This is a genomic window from Paraburkholderia sediminicola, from assembly GCF_046026895.1.
In the GTDB taxonomy this organism is placed as follows: Bacteria; Pseudomonadota; Gammaproteobacteria; order Burkholderiales; family Burkholderiaceae; genus Paraburkholderia; species Paraburkholderia sediminicola_C.
Genome location: NZ_JAQQEU010000021.1, coordinates 83626 through 99257, shown reverse-complemented (window position 1 = coordinate 99257; position 15632 = coordinate 83626). Strand labels below are relative to the sequence as shown.

General features: G+C 64.7%; 14 protein-coding genes. 8 read left to right on the top strand and 6 right to left on the bottom strand.

Features of this window, described 5'->3' with window-relative positions:
• The first annotated feature begins 471 nt into the window (after positions 1-471).
• Positions 472-1182: a pirin family protein gene (locus tag PQR02_RS17165; RefSeq protein ID WP_408233081.1), complete on the top strand. Its 711-nt coding sequence runs from the start codon at positions 472-474 to the stop codon at positions 1180-1182.
• A gap of 201 nt (positions 1183-1383) precedes the next feature.
• Here the strand turns inward: PQR02_RS17165 and PQR02_RS17160 are convergent, their stop codons facing one another.
• The gene (locus PQR02_RS17160; protein ID WP_408233078.1) at positions 1384-1911 is read right to left on the bottom strand and encodes a Spy/CpxP family protein refolding chaperone; all 528 of its coding nucleotides are present in this window, start codon (positions 1909-1911) and stop codon (positions 1384-1386) included.
• Between the two features lie 219 nt (positions 1912-2130).
• Between PQR02_RS17160 and PQR02_RS17155 the strand changes: the two genes are divergently transcribed.
• Positions 2131-2856 carry a response regulator gene (locus PQR02_RS17155; protein ID WP_012432166.1) on the top strand — a complete coding sequence of 242 codons (726 nt, stop codon included), beginning with the start codon at positions 2131-2133 and terminating at the stop codon, positions 2854-2856.
• Positions 2840-4156 carry an ATP-binding protein gene (locus tag PQR02_RS17150; protein WP_408233075.1) on the top strand — a complete coding sequence of 439 codons (1317 nt, stop codon included), beginning with the start codon at positions 2840-2842 and terminating at the stop codon, positions 4154-4156. The genes PQR02_RS17155 and PQR02_RS17150 overlap by 17 nt, the downstream gene beginning before the upstream one ends.
• A 90-nt stretch (positions 4157-4246) precedes the next feature.
• On the opposite strand, the gene PQR02_RS17145 is transcribed toward PQR02_RS17150, so the two are convergent.
• Positions 4247-4513, bottom strand: a complete 267-nt coding sequence (locus tag PQR02_RS17145; RefSeq protein WP_149671481.1) for a double-stranded DNA-specific endonuclease — start codon at positions 4511-4513, stop codon at positions 4247-4249.
• Between the two features lie 185 nt (positions 4514-4698).
• On the bottom strand, positions 4699-6390 hold the full coding sequence (locus tag PQR02_RS17140) for a sensor domain-containing diguanylate cyclase (protein WP_408233071.1): 1692 nt from the start codon (positions 6388-6390) through the stop codon (positions 4699-4701).
• Positions 6391-7114: 724 nt separating this feature from the next.
• Here PQR02_RS17140 and PQR02_RS17135 point away from each other — a divergent pair.
• Together PQR02_RS17135 and PQR02_RS17130 are read left to right on the top strand one after the other, a co-directional pair.
• A complete protein-coding gene (locus PQR02_RS17135; protein WP_408233068.1) occupies positions 7115-8866 on the top strand; it encodes an ABC transporter permease in 1752 nt (583 codons plus the stop codon).
• 18 nt (positions 8867-8884) lie between these two features.
• Positions 8885-10231, top strand: a complete 1347-nt coding sequence (locus PQR02_RS17130; protein WP_408233065.1) for an ABC transporter ATP-binding protein — start codon at positions 8885-8887, stop codon at positions 10229-10231.
• A gap of 75 nt (positions 10232-10306) precedes the next feature.
• Here the strand turns inward: PQR02_RS17130 and PQR02_RS17125 are convergent, their stop codons facing one another.
• From PQR02_RS17125 to PQR02_RS17115, 3 genes are all read right to left on the bottom strand, one after another.
• Positions 10307-10876, bottom strand: coding sequence for a hypothetical protein (locus PQR02_RS17125; RefSeq protein ID WP_408233062.1), 570 nt, complete (start codon positions 10874-10876; stop codon positions 10307-10309).
• Positions 10873-11451 carry a hypothetical protein gene (locus tag PQR02_RS17120; protein WP_408233059.1) on the bottom strand — a complete coding sequence of 193 codons (579 nt, stop codon included), beginning with the start codon at positions 11449-11451 and terminating at the stop codon, positions 10873-10875. The genes PQR02_RS17125 and PQR02_RS17120 overlap by 4 nt, the downstream gene beginning before the upstream one ends.
• A gap of 359 nt (positions 11452-11810) precedes the next feature.
• Complete coding sequence (locus PQR02_RS17115; RefSeq protein ID WP_408233056.1) at positions 11811-12869, bottom strand: sigma-54 interaction domain-containing protein; 1059 nt, start codon at positions 12867-12869, stop codon at positions 11811-11813.
• A 352-nt stretch (positions 12870-13221) separates the two neighbouring features.
• On the opposite strand from PQR02_RS17115, the gene PQR02_RS17110 reads away from it, so the two are divergent.
• The 3 genes from PQR02_RS17110 (at position 13222) to PQR02_RS17100 (ending at position 15561) form a co-directional block, all read left to right on the top strand.
• The gene (locus PQR02_RS17110) at positions 13222-13539 is read left to right on the top strand and encodes an ElaB/YgaM/YqjD family protein (protein ID WP_408233053.1); all 318 of its coding nucleotides are present in this window, start codon (positions 13222-13224) and stop codon (positions 13537-13539) included.
• Between the two features lie 55 nt (positions 13540-13594).
• Positions 13595-13858, top strand: coding sequence for a hypothetical protein (locus PQR02_RS17105; RefSeq protein WP_408233050.1), 264 nt, complete (start codon positions 13595-13597; stop codon positions 13856-13858).
• Positions 13859-14160: 302 nt separating this feature from the next.
• Positions 14161-15561, top strand: coding sequence for a sigma-54-dependent transcriptional regulator (locus PQR02_RS17100; RefSeq protein ID WP_408233047.1), 1401 nt, complete (start codon positions 14161-14163; stop codon positions 15559-15561).
• Positions 15562-15632: the final 71 nt, after the last annotated feature.

Sequence of the window (15632 nt, the reverse complement as noted above, 5' to 3'; positions counted from 1 at the left end):
ACGCATCGAGGAAGCCAGGCGCGAGCCCGAGGTTGTGAGGTTCGCCGCGATTCATCGCGGCCGGCTGTCCAGGCCCGTCGGCGCGCCCTGGCGCCCACGCGTGTTCAAAAAGCGCGGTATTTTACCCGAACACCGGCGAGGCGCCAGTCCGCCGCCTTGGCGAAGGCGCACTGAGGGCGGCAGGCGTTGTGCGGGCGCGACGCTGTGGCATGGTTTTCCCGGCTGCGTTGGAGCGCGGTGGTCGCGTGACGGCGCGATGCGTGTTTTGCATTTGCGTGGCTTTTTCTTTCGCTTTGCGCGGGTCGCAGGAGGTGGCGCGGCGCATTCTCAAAGGGCGCGAGCGCCGGCCCGCCGCATCCACGCCCCATTGCGCGCATTTATGGAACGATCCGGTGCGCCCATGCCGATTGTTTCTCGTCCGCGCCGCCCATACATTCCGAGCATCGCTATTTATTCACCGGGAGTACCTTCATGATCGAGATTCGCCGTTCCGAAGAACGCGGCCACGCCAACCACGGCTGGCTCGACTCGTATCACAGCTTCTCGTTTGCCGATTACCGCGATCCGCAACACGTGCATTTCGGCCCGCTGCGCGTCATCAACGAAGACCGCATCGCCGGCGGCGAGGGTTTCGGCACGCACGGGCATCGCGATATGGAGATCGTCACGTACGTGCTCGAAGGTGCGCTGGCTCACCGTGACAGCATGGGCAACGGCTCGACCATCCGCCACGGCGACGTGCAGCGCATGAGCGCGGGCACCGGCGTGCAGCATAGCGAGTTCAACGCGTCGCAGGACGAACCCGTGCATCTGCTGCAGATCTGGGTAATCCCGCAACGCGCGGGCGACCAGCCGGGCTACGAGGAAAAACATTTCGACGCCGCCGACAAACGCGGTCGTCTGCGCGTGGTCGCCTCGCCCGACGGCCGCGACGGTTCGGTGACGATCCATGCCGACGCATCCATTTACGCCGGGTTGATCGACGGTGCGCAAGCGGTGACGTTCGCGTTGCCGAAAGCGCGGCTCGCGTATGTGCACGTGGCGCGCGGCGCGCTGAGCGTGAACGGCCAGGCGCTGAAGGCGGGGGACGCCGCCAAGCTCAGCGACACCGATACGGTGACGCTGGACCACGGTGAGAACGCCGAAGTGCTGCTGTTTGATCTCGGACAACTCAACGGCTGACTGCCGGATCGTTCGCGCGCGCTCATTTCAGTGAAGGATGACGGTGCAACGAGCAGGCCACACTGATCCAACGCGGCCCGCGTGCCGCAACGTCAACCGCGCAGTCCATGCAAAAACGCGAAAACGCCACGGAAAACTTCGTGGCGTTTTCGCATCCGCGAGGCGGGCGCACAGGCCCGCCTCGTCATCACGGCGCGCCGCTTACTGATTGGCGGCCGGTGCCGACGCCGCGCCCTTGTGGTGCTCCCAGTGCTCGCGCATCTTCTCGTGACGCGATTCCATCTTCGCGAAGCGCTGCTTCAGCGCCGTGCTGACCGTGGTTTTCTGCTGGTCGTTCAAGCCGTTGTAGAACTTCAGCCATGCGTCGGTGGTTTGCTGGCGCAACTGCGCGTCTTTCTGCTCGATTTGCTGATGCGCCGCGGCCATTGCGTTCAGATCCAGGATCGGCTGTTGCTGCGCAGCCTTGAACTGGTTCTTCATCTGCTCGTGATTCGCGCGCATGGCTTCGTGGCCTTGCTTCATCGTGTCGAGCGCGGCTTGCCACTGCTTTTCCTGATCCGCGTTCAGCTTCAACTGGTCGTGCAGTTGCGTCAGTTGCTTCATGAAGTGGCCGTGCCAGCCGCCGGGACCGCCTTGCGTGGCGGGTTGTGCGGCATAAGCGGCGCCCGCGCCGATGGCGAGAGCGGTGGCGGCAACGGCGAGGACGCGCGACATTTTTTTGGTGGACATATAAGGCTCCTTGTAATGGAATAGCCGACGATGCAACCGGTCATGTGGACTGCCTGCATTCGGTAAGACACAGCGTAGAGAAGCCGGCCGGTTGCTGTGTTACGCGTCTTGATGCGGCTATTACCGAGCATTACGCGCGCCTTTCACCGTAACACCCGGTAACCCTTGAGGGGCATCGGTTAACGAAAACCCTTCCTGCTGCGCGTTAAACTTCATTCCATGGCTACTCAAATCCTTGTTGTCGACGACGACGTCGAATTGCGCGATCTTCTGCGCGACTATCTGGCCCGTCAGGGCATCGAAGTTTCGGTGCTGCATGACGCGGGCTCGCTCGAACGCAGGCTCGAACGCGAGCGCCCCGATCTCATCGTGCTCGATCTGATGATGCCGGGTGTCGACGGACTCACGGCGCTGCGCAAGCTGCGCGCGTCGGGCGACGACATTCCCGTGATCATGCTCACGGCGCGTGCGGACGACGTCGACCGCATCGTCGGGCTGGAGCTCGGCGCGGACGACTACCTCGGCAAGCCGTTCAATCCGCGCGAGTTGTTGGCGCGCGTGCAGGCGGTGCTGCGGCGGCGCCGCACGCTGCCGTCGGCGGCGGCGCCGGAGCAGCGCGAGCCGTTCAACTTCGGCCGCTTCACGCTCGATTTCCAGTCGCGCACGCTGCATCTGGAAGACAAGCCGCTCACGCTGTCGGGCAGCGAGTTCGCGTTGCTGAAGATCTTCGTCAATCACCCGATGCGCACGCTCACGCGCGAACGTCTGCTCGAACTGCTGCACGGTCCCGAATACGACGGCACCGACCGCGGCATCGACGTGCAGGTGTGGCGCCTGCGCCGCATTCTCGAAACCGACCCGTCCACACCGCGCTTCATTCAGACCGTGCGCGGACGCGGCTACGTGTTCGTGCCGGACGGCGAGCAACATGCGCCGGCCCATTGATTCGCTGTTCGGGCGGCTGGCGCTGCTAGTCGTCGCGGTGCTGATGCTGTCGCATTTCGCGTGGTACGCGCTGATGCGGCTCGAACGCAGCCAGCTGCAAACGCGCTATGCGGTCGAGGAAGCCACCTTCCTCGTCGACGCGGTGCGCCAGCACGTCGCCCGCACTCCGGATCAGCCGTTGCCGTCGCGAGTCAAGCTGGTGGACCCGGCGAGCACGGACGTGCCGCCCGAGAGCACGGAAATGCCGCCGCCGCTCGAACGTTTCGTCGAAGACGTGCGCGACCGGATGCCGTCCGGCACGCAGGTACGGGTCGGCATGCCGGGCCACCCACCCACGCTATGGGTGCGCGCCGCCACCGATCACAGCTGGATCGTCGTGCCGGTGCAGCCTTTGCGCATGCCGCGTTCGCTCGACCGCACGGTGCTGTGGCTCGCGATCATCTTCTCGTTCGCGGTGATGGCGGCGCTGTTTGCCGCGTGGGCGTTGCAGCAGCCGTTGCGCTCGCTCGCGCAGGCGGTGTCGCGCTTCGGCCGCGGCCTGCCGGTGCCGCCGGTGCCGGAGCGTGGTCCGCGCGAGCTGCGGCAGCTGACCCACGGCTTTAACCAGATGGTTCAGGAAGTGGCGCGCACCGAAAACGACCGCGCCGTGATGCTCGCCGGCGTCGCGCACGATCTGAAAACGCCGCTTGCGCGTTTGCGGCTGCGCGCCGAAATGATGGACGAGCCGAAGATGCGGGACGGGGTAGTGCGCGACGTCGACTCCATGACACATATCGTCGAGCAGTTTCTGGTGTTCGCGCACGACGGCGCCGATCGCAGCGAAGCGGTCGAAGTGGACGCGCAGTGCGAGCGGATCGTGCGCACGTATCGCGCGGTGGCCGCCAGTGCATCCACCGTGCAGACCGAGCTCGGCGCGGGGCCGGCGTTCCTGCTGCCCGCCGCCACGCTCGACCGCATTCTGTCGAACCTGCTGGACAACGCCCACGCATACGGCGCACCGCCGATTACCGTCGCCACCGCGCGCACCGCGCAAGGCTTCACGCTGTCGGTCAGCGATACCGGCAACGGCATCGCCGCGCAGGATCTGATCAACGCAAGCCGGCCTTTCGTGCGGCTCGATCCGGCGCGCGGCGGTAACGGCCATAGCGGGCTCGGGCTCGCGATCGTCGAGCGGCTGGTGCGGCGTGCGGGCGGGGAGTGGGAGATCGGCAACCACGGCGGCCGTGGCTTGCGCGTCTTGATGAGCTTTCCGTTCGAGGTCTTGCCGAAGGCTGCGGCGGCCTCGGAGAGCGCCTGGTAGGCGCTACGTGGTGTGTGCGCATGCGACGCGTCTGCATGACTGGCTTGAAATCCGGACGCAACGTCCGGAGGGGGGCGGCAACCCGGCGCGCTAGTCCGAGAACAGCGTATTCAGCGCATTCGCCGCTTCGCTATCCACCGTATTCCAGGTTACCGTTTCGGCCTCGAAAATGTAATGCGTGGTGTATTTGCCCAGACGCGCCAGTATCTCCTCCTGAATCAGTTCCGGCGCGACCGCCAGTTTCAGATACCACGCGGTAGACGACAGGCGTGTCTGGAACGCGCCATATTCAGCCAGCAGATGGTCGAATGCGTCAGCATCCTGATCGCGACACACGATGACCAGATTTCCCTTCATGCGAATCTCCCGTTAGAGCGGTAGCGGCAACCTTGATATCAGGTTCGATCATACCTGCTTCGTTACGGGAAGCCCGAGGCGCGCTTGCATTGAGTGGAGGTTGCGCGCGCATCGAATACGGGCGTCATGGGCGTCGCGGTCGATGCGAGGCGGGAAGGGATGCGTATGGCGCGCGCCTTTACGCTTTACCAGGCATTCGCTACCGTGCGCGCGGGCGGCGCGGTGTCGTCGGGGGGCAGGGCTTCGGTGCGATCGCGGCCACCGCTCTTCGCCGCGTAGAGCGCGGTGTCGGCGCGGCTCATGAGCCGCTCGGGCAGATCGTCGGGCGATAGCTGGGTGATCCCGATGCTTACGCTGAGGTTCACCGAAGGCGGCAACTTCGGCGAAGGCACCGCTTTCAAACGCAGGCGCAAGCGTTCGACCACTTCGCGGCCGCCGGCCAGATCGGTGGCGGGCAGCAGCAAGCCGAACTCTTCGCCGCCGAGCCGGCCGATCGCGTCGGCGCCGCGCAGTTCGGCGCGGCAAGTGTCGACAAAGTGTTCGAGCGCGCGGTCACCGGCGGCGTGGCCGAAGCGGTCGTTGATCTGCTTGAAGTGGTCGAGGTCGGCGATCGCCATGCACAGCGGCTCGTGGTTTGCACGCGCGCGTTCGATCTCGTGGCGCAGCAGGTCGAGGAAGTAGCGTCGCGACAGCGCGCCGGTCAGCGCGTCGTGGCGCGCCTCGGCCGAGAGCAGCGTATTGGCCGCCTGCAGTTGCTCGGCGAGATCGCGCGTCGCGCGATGATGGCGCCGCTCGCGCACATACGACACGGTGATCACCCACGCCAGCGCGACCGTGCCGGCCAGCGTCAGAAACACCAGCAGATGATCGCGCTTGTGATTGCGCAGCAGTTCCGGCCACGCCGCGAGCGGATCGACCAGATGCGCCGACAGCCCCGAATTCAGGCCGACGCGGTCCTGGTAGAGCGACGGCGCCGGCTGCTCGGACATGCCGAACAGCTGGCCGGCGACGGCCGTGGGCAACCACGGCGCCTGCTCGCGCACTGCCGTGTTGAGGCGAATCCGCATGTCGGGGAACGTGTCGCGGTGATAGACGGTCGTGCGCTCGGCGGAGCTCATCTGCGCGACGCGCGAGTTCGGCAGCGCGTGGCCTTCGAGCTCGCTGTTGTGCGCCATGATGATTACTCCGTTGTCGTCGGCGACGAAGGTGCCCGCGTGCGCGACCCAGTGGCGCAGCCGCGCGATCCCGACTTTCGCGATCACCACGCCGACCAAAAGCCCGTCCGCATACACCGGCGCGGCGATGAAGATGCCCGGCTCGCCACTCAGGCGGCCCACGCCGTAGGCCTCCGAGAACGCGCCGAGCAGCGCGTTGGTCAGATACGTGCGCGTGCGCATGTCGACGCCGATGAACGAATGTTCCGCCGCGTACGGATTGTTGGCCGAGTCGCTCGACGCCACGCACACGCCGTTCGTATTGACGAGCCAGATCTGGTCGAGCCCGGAGAAGCCTTGGGCGTCGTGCAGGAAGTTGCTCACCGAGCGCATTTGCGCGTCTTTCAGCAACGCGGCGCGCAGGGCGGGTTCCGCCGCCTCGCTGTTCGCGGCATAATTCTGCGATTGCACCAGGGCGCGCTGGACCACGTCCAGTTCGGCCATGGTTGCGGGGATGGCGCGGGACATGGCGAGGTCGCTGGCGATCACTTCCGCCATGTTGTCGACGATCGACGCAGACATTTGACGCTGCGCGCGCAGCGCCGCGTCCAGCTCTTGCTGTACCATCCGGTCCGCGACGATGCCCGCCACGAACCAGCAAACCAGCACGATCAGCAAGAAGCTGATCGGCAAGGTTGCCTGGCGCAAGGTTGTCCTGTTCATCGACCCTCTGATCCGTCTGGCTGTGACATGCAACTAGCTCATTCGTGGCAGCGCACCGGCGCTGTGCCGACCGTTTCGAAGCGGCTGACGATTTGCCGCCGCTGTGGCCCGGGATAAACCGCTAACAAACATGCACAAACATGCGCGTCGTTCCCTGATTTTAACCGGCATGGGGCCAGACGCCACCGTTATTGCGGGAATGCGAACTGCATGTGCCGCGCCCATCGGGTTCTTAACGGCAAGCTAGCCGGAATTCTTGATAGCTATACGGGTTTTTCCGGCGGTTTTTCACGATCCCGGCCGCTGTCGCGAACAGCGGCGTTGTGGTTCATGCGCCACGCTCCGCGACTCGCGTAGTCTGGCGGCGACGCCGCTGCGGTCCGATTCGTCGTGCCCGCGCCGCTGATTATCGCGATTTGGCGCGAAAGGTTGTGCCTGAAACATAGGATGGTGTAGTGTCGTGCCGTCCAAAACGAGGAAAGCTCGCCAGCCTTCGGGCGGCGCCTGCGGCGACAGGAGTCCGGCGTGATGGTGGTGGTCCTGGACGGCGCGTCCGCGGACACCTCCGTTGCCGGTCCACGTGTTTCCAACGCTAACGATTTACCGCGCACACGCGTTTTGCCATGTCTGATTTCCGCTTTCCGGACCGATCTTCCGACCGCAGCGCCGAAGCCGCGGCCTCCTTCGAGCAAACCCACATCCGCGTCGAAGGGGAGGGTATCTAATGGATTTCAGTTTCGACCTGAAGCGCACCGCCAATGCGTCCGCATGGCGGGTGCTGCCCAACCGCTGGGACTTCGTGGCCTTTCCGCTGATCATCTGCATCATCGCGATGGCGGCGATCGGCTTTCACGAGACGCTCGCGCCGATGTCGACGCTCAAGACCCAGGCGATCTCGCTCGACCCGGCGAACCTGCCTGAATATGCGATGCGCACCACGTTGCGCATGCTCGCGGCGATGGTCGCCTCGCTGATCTTTACGCTGGTTTACGGCACGATGGCGGCCAAGAGCCGGCGCGCTGGGCTCGTGCTGGTGCCGATCCTGGACATTCTGCAGTCCGTGCCGGTGCTCGGCTACATTTCGTTTACGGTGACGTTCTTCCTCGCGCTGTTCCCGGGCCGCGTGCTCGGCGCCGAACTCGCGGCGATCTTCGCGATCTTCACGAGCCAGGCGTGGAACATGACGTTCAGCTTCTATCAGTCGCTGCGCACGGTGCCGCGCGATCTCGACGAAGTGTCGCGCGGTTTCCATCTCACTTCATGGCAGCGCTTCTGGAAGCTCGAAGTGCCGTTCTCGATGCCGGGCCTCATCTGGAACATGATGATGTCGATGTCGGGCGGCTGGTTCTTCGTGGTCGCCTCCGAAGCGATCACGGTCGGCAACAACACCATCACGCTGCCGGGCATCGGCGCGTTTCTGGCGCAGGCGATCTCGGAGAAGAACCTGCACGCAATCGGCTGGGTAATCCTCGCGATGACGGTCGTGATCCTCGCGTACGACCAGTTCCTGTTCCGCCCGCTCGTCGCATGGGCCGACAAGTTCCGCATGGAAACCACCAGTTCGGGCGACGCGCCCGAGTCCTGGCTGCTCGATCTGATTCGCCGCACGCGTCTGATTCACCGGCTGCTGGTGCCGATCGGCTGGATGTTCGCGAGGGCGGCGCGGGTGCGCTTCCAGTTGCCGGCATTCAGCGCGCCGCGCTTCCAGATTCCTCAGCGCGAGAAGAACTCGAAGCTCGGCGACACCTTGTGGGCCGCGCTGGTGCTGGTCGCCACGGTCTACGTGGTGTATCGCGTGTTTCTGTATGTGCGCACCGGCGTGACGCTCGACGAGGTCGGCCACGTGCTGGTGCTCGGGCTCATCACGCTGCTGCGCGTGGTGGTGCTGATCGCGATCGCCTCGGTGATCTGGGTGCCGGTCGGCGTGCTGATCGGCCTGCGGCCGGCACTGGCGGAAAAGATCCAGCCGCTCGCGCAGTTCCTCGCCGCGTTTCCGGCGAACCTGCTGTTCCCGGTGTTCGTGATCGTGATCGTGCGCTTCCATCTGAACCCGGATATCTGGCTGTCGCCGCTGATCGTGCTCGGCACGCAGTGGTATATCCTGTTCAATGTGATCGCCGGCGCGAGTTCCTACCCGAACGACTACCGCGAGGCGGCCAAGAATTTCCACATCCGCGGCTGGCAATGGTGGCGTCAGGCGATGCTGCCGGGCATCTTCCCGTATTACGTGACCGGCGCGATCACTGCGTCGGGCGGCGCGTGGAATGCAAGTATCGTGGCTGAGTTCGTTCAGTGGGGCGATACGAAGGTGGCGGCGCACGGACTGGGCGCGTACATCGCGCAGACCACCGCGGCGGGCGACTATCCGAAGATCATCGTGGGCATCGCCGTGATGTCCCTGTTCGTCACCCTGTTCAACCGCCTGCTGTGGCGTCCGATGTACGCCTACGCCGAAGCCAAGCTCCGGCTCGATTGAGAAATGAAGGCCTAAGCGATGCAAAATCCGAAAGCTGCTATGACCGCCGCGCCGATCCAGACACCGCCGAAGCCGCCGCGCCTCGGCGAAGAGATCTTGCGCGTCAAGGACGTGTGCCGCGGTTTCAACAAGTCGCAGGGCGAGCTGCTCGTCCTCGACGACGCGAATCTGTCGTTGCGCGAAGGCGAGATCGTCGGTTTGTTGGGCCGTTCGGGCTCGGGCAAGTCGACGCTTTTGCGCATCATCGCCGGTCTGATCGAGCCGACCGATGGCGAAGTCACGTATATGGGCAAGCCGCTCGACGGCCCCGCGAAGGGCGTCGCGATGGTGTTCCAGACTTTCGCGCTGTTCCCGTGGCTGACCGTGCTGCAAAACGTGGAAGCGGGACTCGAAGCGCAAGGTGTCGGCGCGAGCGAGCGGCGCACGCGCGCGCTCGCGGCAATCGACCTGATCGGTCTGGACGGTTTCGAAAACGCCTATCCGCGCGAGCTGTCGGGCGGCATGCGTCAGCGTGTCGGCTTTGCGCGCGCACTGGTGGTCGACCCCACGCTGTTGCTGATGGACGAGCCGTTCTCCGCGCTCGACGTGCTGACCGCCGAAACCTTGCGTACCGACCTGCTCGACCTGTGGACGCAAGGCCGCATGCCGATCAAGGCGGTGCTGATCGTCACGCACAACATCGAGGAAGCGGTGTTCATGTGCGACCGGATCCTGGTGCTGTCGTCGAATCCGGGCCGCGTGATCGCCGAGATCAAGGTGCCGTTCAAGCATCCGCGCAACCGGCTGGACCCGGCGTTCCGGCGCCTCGTCGACGAGATCTACGCGAAGATGACCGCGCGTCAGACCGACGAAAAGACCAAGAAGGGGCTGGAGCTGCACAGCTGGTTGCCGCATGTGTCGACCAACCTGATGGCGGGTCTGATCGAGACGCTGGCCGCGGCGCCGTACCACGGCCGCGCCGACATGCCGGAAATCGCCCGCTCGCTGCATCTGGAGGTGGACGACCTGTTCCCGGTGGCCGAAGTGCTGCAGCATCTGGGGTTCGCCGACGTGCGCGAAGGCGATATTTTCCTGACGCCGCCGGCGCGCGTGTTCTCCGAATTCGGTACTCAGGAGCGCAAGATGATGTTCGCCGAGCATCTGCTGCGGCACGTGCCGCTCGCGGCGCGGATCAAGAAAGTGCTGAACGAGCGGCCGGGACATCGCGCGCCGCGCGTGCGCTTCGAGCAGGAACTGGAGGATTTTCTGTCGGACAGCGCGGCGGAAGAGACGCTCGACGCGGTCATCAACTGGGGCCGCTATGGCGAGATTTTCTCGTATAACGACCAGACCGAAATCTTCAGCCTGGAAGACGTTGAGTCTTAAAGCGTAGCCGGGTGGTTTGGCTAGCCAGGACAGACCGTTCAGGCATCAAGCGGCAGGGCAGACCCTGCCGCTTTTTTATTGCAGATTGCCCCAGCGTGCGACGGCCGGCTCGGCGGAAGCCCACTTCCAGCCTTTGTCCTGCTGGCACGCGCTCGCCGTGAACCAGGCCGTCGGTGCGTTCGGGCCGTCGCCGTCCTGCACGGAGAACACGAATTCCTTGCACAGCGCCAGCGTCGAACCGAACGCGCGCGTCACGCGCACCTGGCCGTGGCCGTTCTCGATGGGCAGCGTGTGCTTGACCGACCACGGGCGCGTCTCGCCGACCGGCATCGCACCCGCCAGCGCGGCGATCAGATCCTGCTGGTCCTTGTGCATGCTGCGCATGTAGCGGCCGACGGCTTCGTCGGTCGCGGCCTGCACGGCAATGCCGACGCCGATCGCGACAGCCGGATTCGAGGTCACGAGTCCCGATGCAATGCCCGCCGCCGCGCCACTCGCTGCGCCGACCGACGAACAGCCGCTCGTCAGCAGGCTCGCGCCGACGCATAGCGCGCCGGCCGCGAGGAGCCGCAGACGGTTGCCGGAAAATCGCACGACACGTGTGCGAGCCGCCGCACGAGAGACGCCAAGCCAAAGCGTCTTCATTGCAGCGCGCCCCAGCGTTCGGTGGCCGGTTCGGCCGACGCCCATTTCCAGTTGTCGCCGTCACGGCAGACCGACGCGACGAAAAACGCGCTGCTCGCCGGGACGTTTTTGGTGGCGGTCTGGTCGACGGAGAAAACGATTTCCTTGCAGTCGAGCGCGCCCGTGCTGATCGCGCGGCTGACGGTGACGCGGCCATGCTCGTCGTCTTCGATCGGGAACGAGTGGGTCACGCTCCACGGCGCGACCGCGCCCACCTCGAGCGGGCCGGCCACTCTGGCGATGCTGTCCTGCGTATTTCTATGGACCACGCGCTCCGAGTACTGCACGCCGGCGCGGGCCGCGGCTACCGCGCCAAGGCCGATGCCGGTGGCGACCGCCGCATTGCTGGTGACTTTCGTCGCGACCGCCGCGCCCGCGATACCGGCGCCGGCCACGGCGCCTTCGGAGTAAAGCGAGCTGCAGCCGCTCAACGCCGACGACACGACTAGCGCGAATGCGACGAGCGCCGTTGCACCGTGACGTCCACATCTGGCCGGTTGTTTTGTCATGTCGGCCCACACCCTGTTTTTTTGCATTTCCCTTTCTCTGCTCTTGCCGATACCGCTCGTTCACGCGTGCAGCGAGCTTGTGAACAAGCGCCGCGTCTTCCCAATACGCTGCCGCATTTTGCAGCATGCGTTTTGTAATTGGCAGCGAAAAAATGCAAGAAATTGCAAAACATGATGCGTCGCAAATCGGTTTCTGTTTGACGGCACGTTGCATTTGCTTGGCAATGCCAGGTAATTCGCGAAGCAATGCGCGAAGCATCTCGTGTGAGCCGATTCTCGCAGCGGAGCGCGCACTGTCGCGATAGCGGGAGGGTGCGATGCGCGCACGCGAAGACCTCGCGTGAGCGTGAAGTAAAACTGACCGTCCGGTTTCGAGTGTGTTGCGCCTACTGTTCCGCTTCTTCTTCCGCGCCTTCGTCGCCGTACGCGCTCAAGCGGTTGTACAGCGTTTTCAGACTCACGCCGAGCGCTTTGGCCGCGCGCCGCTTGTCGCCGCCGCAATACTTGAGGGTGCCCAGAATGATCTGCTTTTGCGCGTCGGCGAGCGGCGTGCCGATCCAGACGCTCATCGCATCGCCTTGCGTGACCGCTTTCTTGACCCGCGACGCGAGATGTGGATGCGGCAGCTCGACGGTCTTCTCCGCGAGAATGAACGCGCGATACACCGCGTTCTTCAGCTCGCGCACATTGCCCGGCCACGACCAGGTGCGCAGGGTTTCGAGCGACCGCTTGCTGAAGCTCTTGCTCGTGCCTTCCTGCTGGTTGAGCTGCGCGAGAAAGTGTTGCGCGAGCAGCTCGCGATCGTTCTCGCGCTCGCGCAGCGGCGGCGCGCGCAACGGAAAAACCGCGAGCCGGTACATCAGATCTTCGCGCAAGCCGTTTTCCTTCACGGCCACCGCGGGATCGCGATTGGTCGCGGCGATCACGCGCACGTTGCCGCTGATCAGCTCGTTGCCGCCGACCCGATAGAAGGTGCCGGTTTCGAGCGCGCGCAGCAGTTTGACCTGGCGCACCGGCGCCATTTCGGTGATTTCGTCGAGAAACAGCGTGCCGCCGTTCGCATGTTCGAAGTAGCCGACGCGGCCCTGGACCGCGCCGGTGAAGCTGCCTTTTTCGTGGCCGAACAGCTCGGCTTCGATCAGTTCGTCGGGAATCGCGCCGCAGTTCACCGCGACGAACGCGGCGTCCTTGCGGCTGCTTTGATCATGAATCGTGCGGGCGATCAGCTCCTTGCCGGTGCCCGATTCTCCGATGATCAGCGCGGTCGCATCAGTGCTGGCGACGCGCTCGATCTGCTCGTACAGATCCAGCATCACGGGCGACGAGCCGTACAGCAGCCCATACGAATTCAGTCCCGCGATGCCGTCTGCGACGCGCTGCTTCGCCTGAGCCGAAGCGGTGCCGCCGGCGGAGACGGTGGGCGAGTCCAGATCGATTGACGCCATATGCGGGGGTCCTGTGCAAATGAGTGTGTTGTTGCGGCGCGCAGGCCTTGGGAGCGATATTGGCTGGTGCGCCAACATCCCACAAATCTCGATTTAACCACTTCGGCGCGGTTTGCGGCAATCGAAGTGACGGGCGGCTAATTGCGCGGGCGCACGATCGGTCGAAAGTGCCGCGCAGGGGCGCTCTGTTGAGTAAATGCGGCGAATTTACCGGGCATGCCGTTTGCGCCACAAGCCCGACACGCATGTGGTTTTCGCGCGGTCAGCGTCGGCGAGTCTAGACTGGAGCGAAAGCCGCACCGAGGGGGCACCCGAACACACGCGAACGCCGAACCTGGATGAGGAGTGAATGATGACTGACACCACGCAACAAATTGCACTGGGCGGCCAGAAGATCGTCGAGGACCTGCGAGTGCTGCTGAGAGACTCGGAAGAAATGCTGAGGCTCGCCGCCAGCGTGCCGGGCGAAGGCGTCGACGCCTTGCGCGACAAGCTGGGCACGCATGTCGAAAGCCTGCAATCGGCACTCGGCGACGCGCAGCAGAACGCGCAGCGGCGTTATCGGGCGGCCACCGCCAGCACGGAGCGCTACGTGCGGCACAACCCGTGGAGTTCGATCGCGATCGCCGCGGGTATAGGCTTTCTGCTGGGCGTCCTGAGCGCGCGCTGAGAGGTAGGCGCGCGATCCGGCATCCCATCCGCTTCACGACGATAAGGAGTTCACGATGGCACGACCAATTGGCATCTTCGGTGTCTTGATGGCACTCGGCGGCTTTCTGGCGGTCCGTTACGTGCAGAACAAGCGCGCGACCCAGCTTCCAACGGCGCGCGAATTGAGCCGCTGGGAAGGCGAGGGCGGCGCCGTGGCAACCCCCGCCGCGCCGGCCGGCGCGCTTGGCGCGGGCGGCGCAAGCCCGGGCGCGCAGGGGACCAACGGCTCTGCACACTCGAATGGCGATGGGCGCGCGTGGCCGTTTCCGCGTAGCTGAAGCACGGCCGGGGGCGCGCCGCTGATGCAGCGCGTTGGCGGGCACCGGTTGGCCTCGATTGTTAATTTTGTGTTTGGATGGCCGTATAATAGGTAAATGCACAACAATGGCGCGGTAATGGCCGGTGATTAACCGGGCATTGTTGCAATATTGTATGAAGTGACCGGCGGATCGCGTTTGCGAGCAGTGAGATGCGCTTCCATAACCGGGCGCGCCGCAGCACCGCACGATGCCGCCGGTTTCGCTTTTCCGCATGCGCGTTCGCATGTTTCCCCACCACGCTTGCAGGCTTTCGAGACGCGATGCCACATGTACTGATAGTCGATGACGATGCCGGTACCCGCGAGGCGCTTTCCGCCATCATCGGGGAAGACGGCCTGACCACCGCCACCGCGGGCGATTTGCGCGAAGCGCGTATTCAACTGGTCCGGCAGATGCCGGATGTCGTCTTTACCGACCTGAAGCTGCCCGATGGCAGCGGGGTCGACCTGTTCGAAGATCTCGATCCCCGCTCGGGCGTGGAAGTGATCGTGATTACCGGCCACGCGACGGTGGAATCGGCGGTCAACGCGCTGAAAATGGGCGCCACCGACTATCTCGTGAAGCCGATCAACATGCAGCGCGTGAAGGCGATCCTGTCGCGCCTGCCGCGCGCCGGTGACCTCAAGGCGGAAATCGGCACGCTGCGTGGCGAGTTGCGCCGCATGGGCCGCTTCGGCCTGATGCTCGGCAATTCGCCCGCGATGCAGGAGGTCTATGACCAGATCGGCCGGGTCGCGCCGACGGCGGCCTCGGTGATGCTGGTCGGCGAGTCGGGCACCGGCAAGGAAGTCGCCGCGCAGACGCTGCACCAACTGAGCTTGCGCCGCAAGCACGCGTTCCTCGCGGTCAATTGCGGGGCGATCTCGCCGAATCTGATCGAATCGGAAATGTTCGGCCACGAGCGCGGCTCGTTTACCGGCGCGGACCGTCAGCACAAGGGCTATTTCGAACGGGCGAACGGCGGCACGCTGTTCCTCGACGAAATCACCGAAATGCCGATCGAGTTGCAGGTGAAACTGCTGCGCGTGCTGGAAACCGGCATGTTCATGCGGGTCGGCACGACCAAGGAAATCGAGACCGACGTGCGCCTGATCGCGGCCACCAACCGCGACCCCGAGCAGGCGGTGCTGGAAGGCAAGCTGCGGCTCGACCTGTACCATCGGCTGAACGTGTTCCCGATCAGCCTGCCGCCGCTGCGCGACCGCGGCAAGGACGTGGAGCTGCTTGCGCAGGCGTTCCTCGACGAACTCAACGAGCGCCACAGCACGAAGAAGCATTTCCCGGGCGCCGTGAAGGAAATGCTGATGTCGTATCCGTGGCCGGGCAATGTGCGCGAACTGAAGAACTACGTGCAGCGCGCGCACATCATGTCCGGTACGGATTCCGACAGCACCGCGACGGTGCCGTTGCAGATCACGCTGTCGAAGCCCGCCGCCGGCACGGCCATCACCATTCCGTTCGGCACGTCGCTCGCCGAAGCAGACCGTCAATTGATTCTGGCCACGCTCGAGCAATGCGGCGGTGTGAAGACCCGCGCCGCCGAGATTCTCGGCATTAGTTTGAAGACGTTGTACAACCGCCTGGTGGAGTACGGCAACGACGCGCGTGAAGAGAGCGACGCCGCCGACGAATCGCGCGCGCTGGGCGACGCCGGCGTTTGACGCCGCGCGCGAGCAAAGGGGGCGCGGTGTAACGCGCAACGGCACAAGCCTTGCTGCTATCCGCCGGAACG

Coding starts and splice junctions, on each gene's coding strand:
- PQR02_RS17150 (WP_408233075.1), top strand. CDS start 2,840: ATGCGCCGGCCCATTGATTCGCTGTTCGGGCGGCTGGCGCTGCTAGTC.
- PQR02_RS17145 (WP_149671481.1), bottom strand. CDS start 4,513: ATGAAGGGAAATCTGGTCATCGTGTGTCGCGATCAGGATGCTGACGCA.
- PQR02_RS17100 (WP_408233047.1), top strand. CDS start 14,161: ATGCCACATGTACTGATAGTCGATGACGATGCCGGTACCCGCGAGGCG.
- PQR02_RS17115 (WP_408233056.1), bottom strand. CDS start 12,869: ATGGCGTCAATCGATCTGGACTCGCCCACCGTCTCCGCCGGCGGCACC.
- PQR02_RS17125 (WP_408233062.1), bottom strand. CDS start 10,876: ATGAAGACGCTTTGGCTTGGCGTCTCTCGTGCGGCGGCTCGCACACGT.
- PQR02_RS17155 (WP_012432166.1), top strand. CDS start 2,131: ATGGCTACTCAAATCCTTGTTGTCGACGACGACGTCGAATTGCGCGAT.
- PQR02_RS17110 (WP_408233053.1), top strand. CDS start 13,222: ATGACTGACACCACGCAACAAATTGCACTGGGCGGCCAGAAGATCGTC.
- PQR02_RS17160 (WP_408233078.1), bottom strand. CDS start 1,911: ATGTCCACCAAAAAAATGTCGCGCGTCCTCGCCGTTGCCGCCACCGCT.
- PQR02_RS17130 (WP_408233065.1), top strand. CDS start 8,885: ATGCAAAATCCGAAAGCTGCTATGACCGCCGCGCCGATCCAGACACCG.
- PQR02_RS17135 (WP_408233068.1), top strand. CDS start 7,115: ATGGATTTCAGTTTCGACCTGAAGCGCACCGCCAATGCGTCCGCATGG.
- PQR02_RS17105 (WP_408233050.1), top strand. CDS start 13,595: ATGGCACGACCAATTGGCATCTTCGGTGTCTTGATGGCACTCGGCGGC.
- PQR02_RS17140 (WP_408233071.1), bottom strand. CDS start 6,390: ATGAACAGGACAACCTTGCGCCAGGCAACCTTGCCGATCAGCTTCTTG.
- PQR02_RS17120 (WP_408233059.1), bottom strand. CDS start 11,451: ATGCAAAAAAACAGGGTGTGGGCCGACATGACAAAACAACCGGCCAGA.
- PQR02_RS17165 (WP_408233081.1), top strand. CDS start 472: ATGATCGAGATTCGCCGTTCCGAAGAACGCGGCCACGCCAACCACGGC.